This is a genomic window from Ensifer sp. GW821-FHT05G01, from assembly GCF_059419585.1.
This window is the reverse complement of record NZ_JBWKSC010000013.1, coordinates 70,502-85,120: the sequence shown is the minus strand read 5'-3', so window position 1 is coordinate 85,120 and position 14,619 is coordinate 70,502. Positions and strand designations below refer to the sequence as shown.

14 protein-coding genes are annotated in these 14,619 nt (G+C 63.1%); all 14 read left to right on the top strand.

The window, feature by feature from the left end:
* Positions 1–18: 18 nt before the first annotated feature.
* The 14 genes from AC07UR_RS26735 (at position 19) to AC07UR_RS26670 (ending at position 14,519) form a co-directional block, all read left to right on the top strand.
* Positions 19–300 (top strand): XapX domain-containing protein, encoded by a 282-nt coding sequence (locus AC07UR_RS26735; RefSeq protein WP_209789809.1) that lies wholly within the window; start codon positions 19–21, stop codon positions 298–300.
* Positions 300–2,282, top strand: a complete 1,983-nt coding sequence (locus AC07UR_RS26730; protein ID WP_209789808.1) for an amidohydrolase — start codon at positions 300–302, stop codon at positions 2,280–2,282. The genes AC07UR_RS26735 and AC07UR_RS26730 overlap by 1 nt, the downstream gene beginning before the upstream one ends.
* Positions 2,283–2,526: 244 nt before the next feature.
* Positions 2,527–2,970 carry a DoxX family protein gene (locus AC07UR_RS26725; RefSeq protein WP_209789807.1) on the top strand — a complete coding sequence of 148 codons (444 nt, stop codon included), beginning with the start codon at positions 2,527–2,529 and terminating at the stop codon, positions 2,968–2,970.
* Positions 2,967–4,571 (top strand): MFS transporter, encoded by a 1,605-nt coding sequence (locus AC07UR_RS26720; protein ID WP_209789806.1) that lies wholly within the window; start codon positions 2,967–2,969, stop codon positions 4,569–4,571. The genes AC07UR_RS26725 and AC07UR_RS26720 overlap by 4 nt, the downstream gene beginning before the upstream one ends.
* Positions 4,572–4,739: 168 nt before the next feature.
* Positions 4,740–5,576 (top strand): alpha/beta fold hydrolase, encoded by an 837-nt coding sequence (locus tag AC07UR_RS26715; RefSeq protein WP_209789805.1) that lies wholly within the window; start codon positions 4,740–4,742, stop codon positions 5,574–5,576.
* A gap of 6 nt (positions 5,577–5,582) precedes the next feature.
* A complete protein-coding gene (locus AC07UR_RS26710) occupies positions 5,583–6,062 on the top strand; it encodes a hypothetical protein (protein ID WP_209789804.1) in 480 nt (159 codons plus the stop codon).
* Positions 6,063–6,094: 32 nt separating this feature from the next.
* Complete coding sequence (locus AC07UR_RS26705) at positions 6,095–6,616, top strand: Lrp/AsnC family transcriptional regulator (protein WP_173424015.1); 522 nt, start codon at positions 6,095–6,097, stop codon at positions 6,614–6,616.
* Positions 6,613–8,160: a hydantoinase/oxoprolinase N-terminal domain-containing protein gene (locus AC07UR_RS26700; RefSeq protein WP_209789803.1), complete on the top strand. Its 1,548-nt coding sequence runs from the start codon at positions 6,613–6,615 to the stop codon at positions 8,158–8,160. Before AC07UR_RS26705 ends, AC07UR_RS26700 begins: the two co-directional genes overlap by 4 nt.
* Positions 8,157–9,320 (top strand): DUF917 domain-containing protein, encoded by a 1,164-nt coding sequence (locus tag AC07UR_RS26695; RefSeq protein WP_209789802.1) that lies wholly within the window; start codon positions 8,157–8,159, stop codon positions 9,318–9,320. Before AC07UR_RS26700 ends, AC07UR_RS26695 begins: the two co-directional genes overlap by 4 nt.
* Complete coding sequence (locus AC07UR_RS26690; RefSeq protein ID WP_209789801.1) at positions 9,320–10,897, top strand: ABC transporter substrate-binding protein; 1,578 nt, start codon at positions 9,320–9,322, stop codon at positions 10,895–10,897. Before AC07UR_RS26695 ends, AC07UR_RS26690 begins: the two co-directional genes overlap by 1 nt.
* Positions 10,898–10,915: 18 nt before the next feature.
* Positions 10,916–11,935 (top strand): ABC transporter permease, encoded by a 1,020-nt coding sequence (locus AC07UR_RS26685; RefSeq protein WP_209789800.1) that lies wholly within the window; start codon positions 10,916–10,918, stop codon positions 11,933–11,935.
* Positions 11,935–12,774: an ABC transporter permease gene (locus AC07UR_RS26680; RefSeq protein ID WP_209789799.1), complete on the top strand. Its 840-nt coding sequence runs from the start codon at positions 11,935–11,937 to the stop codon at positions 12,772–12,774. The genes AC07UR_RS26685 and AC07UR_RS26680 overlap by 1 nt, the downstream gene beginning before the upstream one ends.
* Positions 12,761–13,714 (top strand): ABC transporter ATP-binding protein, encoded by a 954-nt coding sequence (locus tag AC07UR_RS26675; protein ID WP_209789798.1) that lies wholly within the window; start codon positions 12,761–12,763, stop codon positions 13,712–13,714. Before AC07UR_RS26680 ends, AC07UR_RS26675 begins: the two co-directional genes overlap by 14 nt.
* A complete protein-coding gene (locus tag AC07UR_RS26670) occupies positions 13,707–14,519 on the top strand; it encodes an ABC transporter ATP-binding protein (RefSeq protein WP_209789797.1) in 813 nt (270 codons plus the stop codon). The genes AC07UR_RS26675 and AC07UR_RS26670 overlap by 8 nt, the downstream gene beginning before the upstream one ends.
* Positions 14,520–14,619 lie beyond the last annotated feature (100 nt).

Below are 14,619 nucleotides of genomic sequence, written 5' to 3'. Positions count from 1 at the left end.
ATCCCGCGAGGTTACCCCATGAAAGTCTATCTTCTGTCTCTCAGTGCCGGCCTGCTGGTGGGCGTGATCTACAGCCTCCTGAACGTACGCTCGCCCGCGCCGCCTGTCGTCGCACTCATCGGCCTCCTGGGTATTCTGGTCGGCGAGCAACTCGTGCCCTTGGCAAAGAGCGTCTGGGCGCGCGAGCCGGCCGCTCTCTCCTGGCTTCATCAGGTCAAGCCGCATATGTTCGGCCATCTGCCGAAGGGCGGCGCCCCTATGACGACCGCCAGCAAACATTCGACGGAGGAAAAAGTCTGATGACAACGCGTCGAACCTTCCTGGGTGCGGCGACGAGCCTTGCCTTTCCCAACCTGTTTTCACCGGCGAACGCCGCCGACCCTAGCAAGACCGGAGCCGACCCCATGCATGCCGATATCATTCTTCACCGCGGGTTGATCACCACGCTCGACCGCGCCAATCCGAACGCCACGGCGATCGCCATCAAGGACGGCCTATTCCTGAAGGTCGGGACCGACGCCGAGGTGATGGCGCTTGCCGGGCCGGAGACGAAGATCATCGATCTCAAGGGTAGGCGCGTGCTGCCGGGACTGATCGACAACCATACACACGTGGTTCGTGGCGGCTTGAACTACAACATGGAACTGCGCTGGGACGGCGTTCGAAGCCTCGCCGACGCCATGGATATGCTGAAGCGACAGGTGGCGATTACCCCCGCACCGCAATGGGTTCGCGTCGTCGGCGGCTTCACCGAGCATCAGTTCGCCGAAAAGCGCCTGCCGACTATCGAGGAGATCAATGCGGTCGCGCCGGATACGCCGGTGTTCCTGTTGCACCTCTATGACCGCGCCTTGCTGAACGGTGCAGCCCTTCGCGCCGTCGGCTATACGAGAGACACGCCGAACCCGCCGGGCGGCGAGATCACCCGCGACGCCAACGGAAATCCGACCGGCATGCTGCTGGCCAAGCCGAACGCCGGCATCCTCTATTCGACGCTCGCCAAGGGCCCGAAGCTGCCCTTCGACTACCAGGTCAATTCCACCCGCCATTTCATGCGCGAGCTCAACCGGCTGGGCATCACCGGCGTCATCGATGCCGGCGGCGGCTTCCAGAACTATCCCGACGACTACGCCGTCATCCAGAAGCTTTCCGACGAAGACCAGCTGACCGTTCGCCTCGCCTACAATCTCTTCACCCAGAAGCCGAAGGAGGAAAAGCAGGACTTCCTCAATTGGACGCAGTCGGTGAAATACAAGCAGGGCAACGACTACTTCCGTCACAATGGTGCCGGCGAGATGCTGGTTTTCTCCGCCGCGGACTTCGAAGACTTCCGCCAGCCCCGGCCGGAGATGGGGCCGGAAATGGAAGGTGAACTGGAGGAGGTCGTTCGGGTGCTGGCCGAAAACCGCTGGCCCTGGCGCCTGCACGCCACCTATGACGAAACCATCACCCGCGCACTCGACGTCTTCGAAAAGGTCAACAAGGATATCCCGCTCGAAGGGCTGAACTGGTTCTTCGACCATGCCGAAACCATCTCGGATCGCTCGATCGACCGCATTGCCGCTCTCGGCGGCGGCATCGCTACCCAACATCGGATGGCCTACCAGGGCGAATACTTCGTCGAGCGTTACGGCCACGGCGTTGCCGAGGCGACACCGCCGATCAAGCGTATGCTCGAGAAGGGCGTCAACGTTTCTGCCGGCACGGATGCGACGCGCGTCGCATCCTACAATCCCTGGGTCTCGCTCTCCTGGATGGTAACGGGCAAGACCGTCGGCGGCATGCAGCTCTATCCCCGTGCCAATTGCCTCGACCGCGAAACGGCGCTGCGCATGTGGACTGAGAAAGTGACGTGGTTTTCCAACGAGGAAGGCAAGAAGGGACGGATCGAGAAGGGCCAGTTCGCCGATCTCCTCGTCCCGGACAAGGATTTCTTCTCCTGCGCCGAGGACGAGATTTCTTTCCTGACCTCGGAACTCACCATGGTGGGCGGCAAGATCGTCTACGCCGCCGGCGTCTTCAAGGCGCTTGATGAAAACGACGTGCCGCCGGCGATGCCGGATTGGTCGCCGGTCAGGGCTTTCGGCGGATACGCCGCCTGGGGCGAACCGGAAGGGGCAGGCAAGCGTTCGCTCCGCCGCACGGCCATTTCGACATGCGGCTGCGCCAGCGACTGCGGCGTGCACGGCCACGACCATGCCGGCGCCTGGACGTCGAAACTGCCGATCGCCGACCTCAAGGGTTTCTTCGGTGCACTCGGTTGCTCCTGCTGGGCCGTGTGAAGCCCTGCACTGCTATCAAGCAGGAACGGGCAGCCGATTGGCGCTGCCCGTCTTTTTCAAACCTCCCGGGCACCGTCATGCGTATGGCGTTTGCCTCCTCTTGCCGCCGGTAATTGTTGCAATATTCGCAATTAAATCGCAATAATTACTGCAATTGTTCGGAGCAATCATCCCGGGCAACATGGCCTCCATCAGACGAACACACCGTCGCTCTTACCCAAGAGCGAAGATCGCAGGAGCAGACATGACTGACCGTTCTCTTTCCATCCACCGCCCCGGTGGCCCACTGCACAGGTTTGCCGGGTCGCCCGTGACGCGGACGACAGCGCTTCTCGCCCTGTGCGCGGCCTATATCCAGGGGCCGCTCACCAAGATCTTCGATTTCGATGGCGCAATCGCCGAGATGGAGCATTTCGGTCTCAATCCGGCCGGCCTGTTCGCGGTTGGCGTGATCGTATTCGAGCTCAGCGCTTCGGCCATGGTTGTCTCGGGTTACCTGCGTTGGCTTGGAGCGCTGGCTCTCGCTGTCTTCACCCTTCTTGCGACCTTCATCGCCCTTCGCTTCTGGGAGCTTGCGCCGGGCATGGAGCGGATGATGGCCACCAACGGCTTCTTCGAGCATCTTGGCCTTGCCGGCGCATTCGTCCTCGTCGCAGCGATCGACATCACCAAAGGAGCTGGCAAATGAGCGCTTCGAAGTCCAAGGGCGGCAGCTTCGCTCCGCTGCGCCAACCCGTCTTCGCTGTCCTCTGGGCCGCGACGGTTCTCGGCAACACCGGCAGTTTCATGCGCGATGTCGCCAGTTCCTGGCTGATGACGGATCTCTCCGCAGCGCCCGCCGCCGTCGCCATGGTGCAGGCAGCAGGCACCTTGCCGATCTTTCTCTTGGCAATTCCGGCGGGCGTCCTCTCCGATATATTAGACCGGCGAAAGTTTCTCATCGCTATCCAGCTTCTGCTTGCCTGTGTCAGCATAACCTTGATGACACTGTCGCATTTGGGGCTGTTGTCGGTCAGCGCCCTGATCGCGCTGACTTTCCTGGGTGGCATTGGCGCAGCCCTCATGGGCCCGACCTGGCAGGCGATCGTTCCGGAACTTGTGCCGCGGGAAGACGTAAAGAGCGCCGTCGCGCTGAATTCTCTGGGTATCAACATCGCGCGCTCCATCGGCCCGGCTGCGGGCGGTCTGCTGCTTGCCGCCTTTGGTGCCGCCGTCACCTACGGCGCAGACGTTGCGAGCTACATCCTCGTCATTGCAGCGCTGGTCTGGTGGCCGCGTGCCAAGAATGCGGATGATGCGCTTTCGGAAGGGTTCTTCGGGGCATTCCGGGCGGGCCTGCGCTATACCCGTGCCAGCAGGCCGCTGCATGTCGTTCTGCTGCGGGCGGCGATCTTCTTCGCCTTTGCCAGCGCCGTCTGGGCGTTGCTGCCGCTGGTGGCGCGCCAGCTTCTGGGCGGCGACGCCAGCTTCTACGGCATCCTGCTCGGCTCGGTCGGTGCCGGCGCGATCGGCGGCGCGCTCGTCATGCCGCGGCTGCGCCAGAATTTCGGCGCCGACGGCCTGCTGCTCGGATCCGCGCTAGTGACAGCACTGGTGATGGCTGCCCTGTCGCTGGCGCCGCCACAATGGCTGGCGGTTGTCATTCTGCTCTTTCTCGGCGCCGCCTGGATCACCGCTCTCACCACCCTCAACGGTGCCGCTCAAGCCATCCTGCCGAACTGGGTGCGCGGTCGCGGGCTCGCCGTCTATCTCACCGTCTTCAATGGCGCGATGACGGCCGGCAGCCTCGGCTGGGGTGCCGTTGGCGAAATTGCCGGCATCTCGGGCACCTTGTTGATCGGTGCGGGCGGCCTGTTCGTGGCCGGATTGATCATGCACCGCATCAAACTGCCGGCGGGCGATGCCGATCTCGTTCCGTCCAATCATTGGCCGGAGCCGCTCGTTGCCGAACCGGTTCCCCATGATCGCGGTCCGGTGCTGATCCTGATCGAGTATCATATCGAAAAACATCACCGCACCGCATTCCTGCATGCGCTCGATGAACTGTCGCAGGAGCGCCGACGCGATGGCGCCTATGGCTGGGGCGTTACCGAAGATTCGGCCGACCCGGAAAAGATGGTCGAGTGGTTCATGGTCGAATCCTGGGCGGAGCATCTCAGGCAGCACAAGCGCGTGTCGCAGGCCGATGCCGACCTCCAGGGCAAGGTGCTCGCCTTTCACTCGGGCGCGGAAAAGCCTGTCGTCAGGCACTTCCTGACGATCAATCGGCCGGGTAGAGTACCGGCGTGACCAAGTGGAGGCGGTTCCCCGCCGCCTTCCTTTCATTGCGAAATGTGCAATTCAATCGACACTATTGTTGCAATTGCAGGCATTCTCTTCTCGGTCCAATATCCCTGCATAGACAATCACAACGCCGCGAAACCAACCTCTCTTCAAACAGTCAAAGGAGAAAAGATCATGGGCTTTGTCACCACCGCAGACGGAACCGAAATCTTCTACAAGGATTGGGGTCCGAAGGACGCCCAGCCGATCATGTTCCATCACGGCTGGCCGCTCAGCGCCGACGATTGGGACGGGCAGATGTTGTTCTTCCTGTCCAAGGGATACCGGGTGGTCGCGCACGACCGCCGTGGCCATGGACGTTCGTCGCAGGTCTCGGACGGCCACGATATGGATCATTACGCCGCCGACGCCTTTGCCGTCGTCGAGGCGCTCGATCTGAAGAATGCCGTCCATATCGGCCATTCGACCGGCGGCGGCGAAGTGGCGCGTTATGTCGCCAGGCACGGCGAACCTTCGGGACGCGTTGCCAAGGCAGTCCTGGTTTCGGCCGTGCCGCCGCTGATGCTCAAGACGGCGGCGAACCCCGAAGGCCTGCCGATCGAGGTCTTCGACGGTTTCCGCGCAGCACTCGCCGCCAACAGGGCGCAGTTCTTCCGCGACGTGCCCGCCGGTCCGTTCTACGGCTTCAACCGCGACGGCGCGACAGCATTGGAGGGCGTGATCCAGAATTGGTGGCGGCAAGGCATGATGGGCAGCGCCAAGGCCCATTACGAGGGCATCAAGGCCTTTTCGGAAACCGACCAGACGGATGACCTGAAGGCCATCGGCGTTCCGACCCTGGTCCTGCATGGTGACGACGACCAGATCGTTCCGATCGCCGACGCCGCGCTGAAATCAATCAAGCTTTTGAGAAACGGTACCCTGAAGACCTACCCAGGCTTCGGCCACGGCATGCTGACGCTCAATGCCGACGTCCTCAACAACGACCTGCTCGCCTTCATCAGGGCCTGACATCGCATGAGAAGGGGTGCGGCGCCTTCCGCCGCATCCCACGTCCCTCGACACTGGCCGCAGTTCGCCCGCCGCATCTCTGCGGCGACCTTTGCCGCACTGTCGGCAAGCTGCGCCCGGATCGGCCGCAAGTCCCCCTATAGCAACGGTTCAACCAAGGGCATCGTCCGCGGGCTGGATAACGCACAGATCACCCGTTACGGCGAGCCCGTGCGCGCCCTCCATCACGCGGAGCGCCTTGCCGAGACGGCGTCGGCCCAGCTTCCCGGCCGATGCCGCCGCTATGCTGAACCACCTGGTGCACCACACTTGCGGCGTACAAAACCGCAACGCTCGCTCTTTGACCGACATGTCGTCTTCCGCCGCCTGCGCCGGGAAGGAACGGTTGCCGCCTTGACGGCGAACAAGTTTCCGAAACGGCAATTCAAGTATCAAATTTTCCGTTTCGGAATATTTTGTTTGACTCAATTCCGGTTCGGCACATAAGGTACCCCTCAGATAAACCTGAGGAGCATCTCGTGACGAACCGAGACGATCTGGACGAGCTCGACCGAACGGTCATTTCCATGTTGACAGAGGATGGGCGCCTTTCCGCATCGGAAATTGCCGGACGCATCGGCAATGTTTCCGAACGCACGGTGCGTAACCGCATCGCCGCGCTCCTGCAAAATCGGCACATCGTTATCGGCGCCATCCCTGATCCGACAGCCATCGGCCGCGACGTTCAGGCGGAATTGTTGATCGAGGTCGAGCCCGGCAAAGCCGATGAGGTTGCCGCCGAACTCGGCGAATATGACGAAGTCGGATATCTGGCGGCGATCACCGGGCGTTACACGCTGGCGGCATCCGTCTTTTTCGACACCAACGCCGAACTCTTCGAATTCACTGAAGGGACCGTCGGCAAGATTCCAGGTGTGAACCGGGTCGTCACCAACATGATCCTGCGGATGTACAAGATCTACGGCACCCGTACGACGGCACTCAGCCAGCGTGAGCCGCAGCCGAATGGCGCGGGGCGTCGCGCCAGGAGGGCGAAATGATCGAGCGATTGCGCATTGGCGTAGACGTTGGCGGAACGAACACGGACGCGGCACTGCTGCGGGGCAACGAAGTTCTCGCGACAATCAAGACAGCGACAACCGAAAACGTCACGGACGGCGTCTCGGGCGCGATCCGCTCTGTGCTTTCGGCTGCAGGCATCGCCGGTCATCAGATTGGTGCCGTGATGATCGGCACGACGCACTTTCTCAACGCCCTCGTCGAGCGCCGCCGCCTGCAGCGCACAGGCGTGTTGAGGCTTTGCGGATCATCCACGCGCGCCCTCCCGCCGATGATCGACTGGCCTGACGATCTCAAGCGCGTCGTCGACGGCGGGGCGGCACTTGTCGGAGGCGGAGTAAACTATGACGGCTCGGCGATCGCCTCGCTCGACGCGGATGCGATCCGGCAGGCTTGCAACGACTGGCAAAGCCGCGGCATCAGCGCAATTGCCATTTGCTCGGTGTTTGCACTGGTCGATCCCCGCATGGAACAGCAGGCGGCGGCGATTGTTGCCGAGGAACTGCCGGGGGCATCGATCAGCCTCTCACACCGCATTGGCCGAACCGGCCTCTTGCAGCGCGAGAGCGCGACCATCCTCAATGCCAGCCTCCACCGTATCGGGCATGAGACGATTGCGGCTTTCCGCCACGCCTTTGGCGAACTGGGCCTTTCCTGCCCGCTTTACCTGACCCAGAACGACGGGACCTTGATGTCGGCTGACTACGCCGAGCGTTTTCCGGTCTTCACCATCGCTTCCGGGCCTACCAATTCCATGCGCGGTGCGGCCTTTCTCACCGGATTGAAAGACGCTGTTGTCATTGATATCGGCGGCACGACGACGGACATCGGCATGCTGATCGGCGGCTTCCCGCGCAGCCGCGGCGAAGGGGCTGCGATTGCCGGCGTACCCACGAACTTCCGGGTGCCAGACGTCTTCTCGTTCGGCCTTGGTGGCGGCAGTATCGTTCGCGACGGGGTGCACATCGGGCCCGAATCCGTGGGCTTCCGCCTGCCGGAAAAGGCAATCTGCTTCGGTGGCGACACATTGACGGCAACCGATGTTGCCGTTGCCGCCGGTCTCGTCGATCTCGGCGACAAGACGCGCCTGAAGCATCTCGACGGCGCGATGGTGACCGCTGCACTCGCCAAGATGAAAAGCGACGTCGAGGCCGTGGTCGATCAGATGAAGCCAGGCCCGGAGCCGATCCCGGCGATCCTTGTCGGTGGCGGATCGGTGCTGATCGACGGTCTCCTTGAAGGAACGAGCGTCTCGCTGCGGCCTGACCACTTCGGCTCGGCCAATGCCATCGGTGCTGCGATCGCCCAGGTCTCTGGCGAGGTTGACAACATCGTATCGCTCGACGGCCAGTCGCGACAGGCGGCGCTCGATGGCGTCATCGCCGAAGCGCGCCGACGCGCGGTCGAGGCGGGGGCGGCCGAAGACACGGTGACGCTCGCCGAAATCGATGAAACGCCGCTCTCCTATCTGCCCGGCAATGCCATGCGGATCGCGGCCAAGGTGGTGGGGGATCTCAACCCATGAAGTTCTGGAACTTGCAGGAAAGCGATATCGATCGGATAGCGCTCGGCGCCGGCATCCTTGGCACCGGCGGCGGCGGAAGCCCATATCTCGGCGCACTGATGGCCAAGGCCCAGCTTCGCCAGGGGCGCCAGATCAGGGTGGTTCGCCCGGCCGATCTTGCCCCGGATGCCATGGTGCTAGCCCTCGGCGGCATCGGCGCGCCAACCGTCGGCATCGAAAAGATGGACGAGGGCGACGAAGGCATACGGGTGCTGCGCTCGATCGAAGCCTTGATCGGGCGCCGGATCGACGCCGTCATCGCCGATGAAATCGGTGGCGCCAATGGCATCTCGCCGATGATGACGGCGGCAAAGCTCGACATTCCCGTCGTCGACGCCGATGGCATGGGGCGCGCCTTTCCCGAGGTGCAGATGACGACCTTCTTCATCAACGGTCATCCTTCCGCACCTTCTGCGTTGGCCGACGCGTCCGGAAATGTCCTTGTCGTCACGGACGCGACCAGCCCGGAAATGCTGGAAAAGCTGATGCGCGCCGGGACGATTGCGATGGGGTGCACGGCGCATATGTGCACGGCACCGATGAGCGGCGATTTCGTGCGCCGGTTCGGCGTTCCCCACACGGTAAGCCAGGCCTGGCGGCTCGGTGACGCTGTGCTTGCCGCACGTGCAACCAAGACGGATCCGGTGGCAGCCGTGTTGAATCTCGAAGGCGGGACGCTGCTGCTGCAGGGCAAGGTCGTCGATATCGCTCGCAAGATCGAAGGGGGCTTCGTGCGCGGGCGGATGACGGTCGCTGGGCTTGGCGCATTCTCGGGTCGCTCTGTCGAAGTCGATATCCAGAACGAATATCTGGTCGCGCGCGAGGACGGCCGCACCCTGGCGATGGTGCCCGACCTGATCTGCATGGTCGACAGCGAAACGGGGCGCCCGATCGCAACGGAGGAGCAGCGCTACGGCTTGCGGGTCAGCGTCATCGCGATACCGTCGCCGGGGTTGTTGCGGACCGAGCGGGCGCTTGCATCCGTCGGGCCACGCGCTTTCGGCTACGCGTTCGATTTCGAGCCGTTGGGTGAGCCGAACGCGGCTGAACCCGTGAATGCCTATTTCAACGACAAACAGATGGAGCGCGAAACCCTTTCGGCTCCCGTGGGAGCACTGTGATGAAGCGTCGCGATCTGCTGAAAACTGTTGGTTTTGCTGCTCTTGCCCTGGGTGCCGGAGTGCCCGTCCTGCGCGGGCGACAGGCGATCGCCGCTGATGGCACGTCCATCTTCACGCTCGCCTATCCCGCGGGATTTCCCGATCTCGATCCCGCCACCTCGTTTTCGAACGACGGCGCCGTGCTTGCAAATACCTATGAGACGCTGACGCGCTACATTCCGGCGCGCGATGGTGCGGAGGCCAAGGTGGAGCCATTGCTGGCCGAAAGCTGGCAGGCTTCGCCGGACGGCCTGACCTGGACCTTTCGCCTGCGGCCAGGCGTCAAGTTCCACGATGGAGCGGATTTGACGGCACAGGCGGTGAAAGCCTCGATCGAGCGGACCAAGAAGATCGGCGGCGGCGCTTCCTTCATCTGGGCGCCGGTCGAGACAATCGAGACGCCGGACACAGCAACCGTGATCATGCGCCTCAAGACCGCGCAGCCGATGGATATCACCGCAGCCGCCGGTTTTGCGGCGTGGATCTACAGTCCCGCCTCGATCGACAAGGACAACGCCTGGTTCAATGCCGGCAACAGCGCGGGCACCGGCCCCTACAGGATCGAATCCTACGAGCCCGGCCAGCGTGCGATCCTCACCCGCAACGACAGCTATTGGGGCGGCTGGTCTGAGGGTGCCTTCGACAAGGTGGTCTTCGAGATCATCGAAGATGTGGTGCTGGCCCAGAGCAAGCTCGAAAGCGGCGAGGCCGACTGGACGTTCGGCATACCCTACGACAATCTCGAAAGCCTGAAAGAGCATCCCGAGCTGAGCGTTGTTTCAAACCCGTCCTTCGAAACGCTTGTCGGCATGTACAACACGCGCCGAGCGCCCCTCGACAACGCCAAAGTGCGTCAGGCACTCTCGATCGCCTTTCCCTATGACGATGTCATCTCTGCCGGAACCGCCGGTCTCGGCGCCCGCGCCAGGGGCGTCATCCCGCCAGGTATCTGGGGACACGATGCGGAGGCGCCGATCCCGGCAACGGATCTCGACAAGGCCCGAGCCTTGCTGGCGGAGGCCGGTATTGCCGAAGGCGGACTGGAACTGACGCTCACCTATGCGACGGGCGACGCGCTCGAAGCGCTGGCTGGCGAACTGTGGAAGGCCAATCTCGAACAGTTGGGTATTACGCTGACGCTGCAGCCGATGGCCTGGGAGGCGCAGTGGCAACTGGCCAAAGCCGACCCTGCCGCAGGGCAGGACATCTTCCTGATGTACTGGTGGCCAACCTTCGTCACGCCCTACGATTACCTGTTCAACCTGTTCCATTCCGAGACCGCACCGAATTTCAACCTCGGCTATTACGCCAATCCGGAATTCGACAAGCTGATTGACGAGGCGAACACGCTGTCGGCGACCGACAGACATGCGGCGGAGGTCTCGTTCAAGAGGGCGCAGCGCATCTTGATCGACGAGGCGGCAGCGGTGTTTGTCGTCGACAAGCCCAACGTCCACATTATCCGCGCAGACATCAAGAACTACGCCGACAACCCGGCCTATGGCCACGTGACCTTCGTCCACGAACTGAGCCGCTAGGGCAGGGAGCGAAGCGTCATGCACCTGATGCGCTATTTGTTACGACGCCTGGTACTTTCGGTCTTTGTGGTGCTGGGGGTCACTCTGTTGGTCTTCGTGGTGGCTCAGGTGGTGCCGTCAGATCCGGCCGCACTTTATGCCGGGCCTCGCCCGACGGCGGAACAGATCGAGACAGCGCGCAAGGTTCTGGCGCTCGACGCGCCGCTGCATGAGCGCTTCTTCTCCTTTGCCGCGCGAATGGCGACTGGAGAATTCGGCGTTTCCTACAAGACGCGGCGGCTAATCGCCGATGACCTGTCCGTCTTTCTGCCGGCAACATTGGAACTCGCCGTCTTCTCCACCGTCCTGGCTTTGCTGATCGGCGTGCCTGCCGGGGTACTGACGGCAGCCGGGCGGGGCGGGTTGCTCGATCGACTAGGCAGCCTGGGTTCGATTGCCGCCGTAGCGATGCCGACCTTTTTCCTGGCCATGCTGCTGCAAGCCTTCTTTGCCCAGTGGCTTGGCATCCTGCCGCTCTCCGGCAGGCTGTCCAAGGAGTTCGCGGTGCTTGCGCCGCTGCCGTCCGTAACCGGCTTCAACCTGGTGGATTCGCTCTTGGCCGGGCGCCCTGCGGCCTTCTTCGATACCTTGTCGCATCTCGTGTTGCCGGCGTTAACGCTCGCCAGCTATCCCGCGGGTGTCGCCATGCGGCTCACCCGATCGGCGATGATCGAGATCCTGCAGAGGCGGCACATCGTTGCCGCTCGTGCGCTTGGCCTTTCGGGCTCGCGCATCCTCTTCGGACATGCACTGCCGAACGCCATTGGCCCCGCGCTCACCGTGGTCGGCCTGAGTTTTGCCTATGCGCTGACCGGCGCCGTGCTGGTCGAGATCATTTTCGCCTGGCCTGGCCTCGGCCGCTACGTCTCCGAGGCGATCTTGTCAAAGGACTTCCCGGTGATTGCCGCGGCAACCCTGGTGGTGACGATCTGTTATGTCGCGATGAACCTCCTGATCGACCTTGCACAGGCGATCTTTGACCCGAGGGTGGCCCTGTGATGCACGATCTGCTCAAGCGGCTGGGCTGGGCCGGCTCCATCAGCCTCTTCATCATCATCTTCGTTGCGTTGCTGGCGATCTTCGCGCCTTTGGTCGCGCCTTTCCCTTCGCAAGGGCTGGGTGCTCCCAACATCGCCGACAAGCTTACGCCACCGTCGACGGAGTATTGGCTGGGAACCGATCATCTCGGCCGCGACATGGTCAGCCGTGTTATCTACGGCGCACGGGTCTCCTTGACTACCGGCCTGTTGATCATCGCGCTTTCGCTCGTGATCGGCCTGCCGATTGGCTTGCTGGCGGGCTATTTCGGCGGATGGATCGACGATGCGCTGATGCGCGTCACCGACGTCTTCCTCGCGTTCCCGGCGCTTCTGTTGGCGGTACTGATGGCCGCGGCAATGGGGCCGGGCATGGTCAACGCCACCGTTGCAGTCGCCGTCACGTGGTGGCCTTGGTATGCGCGGCTGGCGCGCGCCGAGGTCCTCGTCCTGCGCGGCCAGCCCTATATCGAGGCGGCGAGGGTGATGGGGGTCTCGAACGGCACCATCATTCTCAGGCATATTCTGCCGAGCACTAGCAGGCCCCTTGCTGTACAGGCAGCGCTCGATTTCGGCCCGGCATTGCTCACGGCATCGGCACTGTCGTTTCTCGGACTTGGCATCCTGCCGCCGACGGCCGACTGGGGGCAGATGGTCAACGCCGGCCGCGCCTTCTTCCCGTTGCGCTGGTGGTATGCGGCCGCCCCGGGCATGACCATTTTCGTGTTGGCGCTGGCTTTTTCAGTGTTGGGAGATGCGTTGCGCGGCGACGATGGAGGGCACGGCGATGTCGCTCGTTGAAATCAAGGGGCTGGCTATCCGCTTCGGCAGCCTCCACAATCCCATCCATGCCGTTCGTCACGTCGACCTGTCGATCGAACGCGGCACGATCCATGGCCTGATCGGGGAATCCGGCTGCGGCAAGACCATTTCCGGTATGGCGCTGCTCGGCCTGTTGCCACAAAGCGCGCGCGTCTCGGCTGACGCCTTTCGCTTCGACGGGCTAAACCTTCTCGATGTTGCGAAAAGTCTGCGCGGCCGGCGCATTGCCATGATATCGCAGGACCCGGCCGCAGCCCTCAATCCTGTGCTGCGGATCGGCCGGCAGATGGACGATGTGCTCAAAAGCCATAGCGGCCTGCCGCGTTTCCAGCGGCGCGCCGTCGCCGAGGAACTGCTGGCTGCAACCGGCCTTGCGGATCCACGCCGGGTGCTGAAGAGTTACCCGCATCAGCTTTCGGGCGGCATGCAGCAGCGCGTGGTCATTGCGCAAGCGCTCGCGACCGGGGCCGACTTCATTATCGCCGACGAGCCGACGACTGCACTCGACGTTACGGTTGGCACACAGGTGCTGGCACTGCTGAAACGCCTTGTCCAGGAACGTGCCCTGACGGTGCTGATGATCACGCACGACATGGACGTCGTGGCCGAATGCTGTGACAGCGCCACCGTGCTTTATGCCGGCCATACGGTAGAGGCTGGGTGCACCGATGAACTTCTGGCCGCGCCGCGCCACCCTTATACACAGGCGCTGCTCGCCGCTCTGCCCGATGCGGTGGCCAAGGGCGAGAGGCTGGCGTCGATCGAAGGCCACATTCCTTCCCCCTTTGCCGTGATCGAGGGCTGTCCTTTCGCGCCGCGCTGCGCGAGCGCCATGGCGGTCTGTCGCCAGGCCAAGCCGCCGGAACGGGACGATGGGAACCATTGCTGGACATGTCACCTGGAGCCGCACCATGGATGAGCCGCTGCTGCAGATTCGCGATCTCGTGGTTCGTTACCGTCGGACGGGTCTTTTCTCCGCGCCGCCGCCGCCGGCGGTCAATGCGGTCAGCCTGGAACTGGCGACCGGCAGCACGCTCGGCCTCGTCGGTGAATCGGGCTCGGGCAAGAGCAGCTTGCTACGGGCGATCCTGCGGCTTGTTCCGGTCGAAAGCGGCACCATCCGCCTCGACGGCGACGATTGGCTGGCGTTGCCCGAGCAGCGTCTGCGCGAGCGGCGCCGCGCGATCGGCGTCGTTGCGCAAAACCCCTTCCTCTCCCTCAGTCCGCGGCTGACCATTGCGGAAATTCTGGCTGAGCCGATGACGGCACAAGGCCGTGTCCCTGCCGAGGAGCTGCGCCTGCGCGCAGCCGAGATGCTCGAGCGTTGCGGGCTGACTGGCACATTTCTCAGCCGTCGGGCGCGGGAGCTTTCGGGTGGGCAGGCACAGCGCGTCGCTATCGCGCGAGCGTTGGTCCTCCAACCCAAGCTGCTCATCCTCGATGAACCCACTTCGGCACTCGATATCTCCGTTCAGGCCCAGATCCTCAACCTTCTGGAAGATCTCAAGCGAGAGTTGGGGCTGTCGATGTTGTTCGTCACCCACAATCTCAAGGTCGTGCGGCATGTCTCCGATACGCTCGTCGTTATGCGCGGCGGTCGCATTATCGAAGCCGGCTCAACCGAGCAGATATCGTCTGCACCCGCCGAGGAGTACACACGCCAGTTGATGGGATACGGACGAAATCCGACCGGCGCCGAGGTCGCTTCGGCACGCCGGGGTTAATGTGGCGAGCCTGGAAGTGCGCAGTGGGCGACGTGGTCGTGCTTGCCGGTTCGAAGGGCAGTGAACCGACCGCCCACCGAATTCTGCGCGCCGCAATATG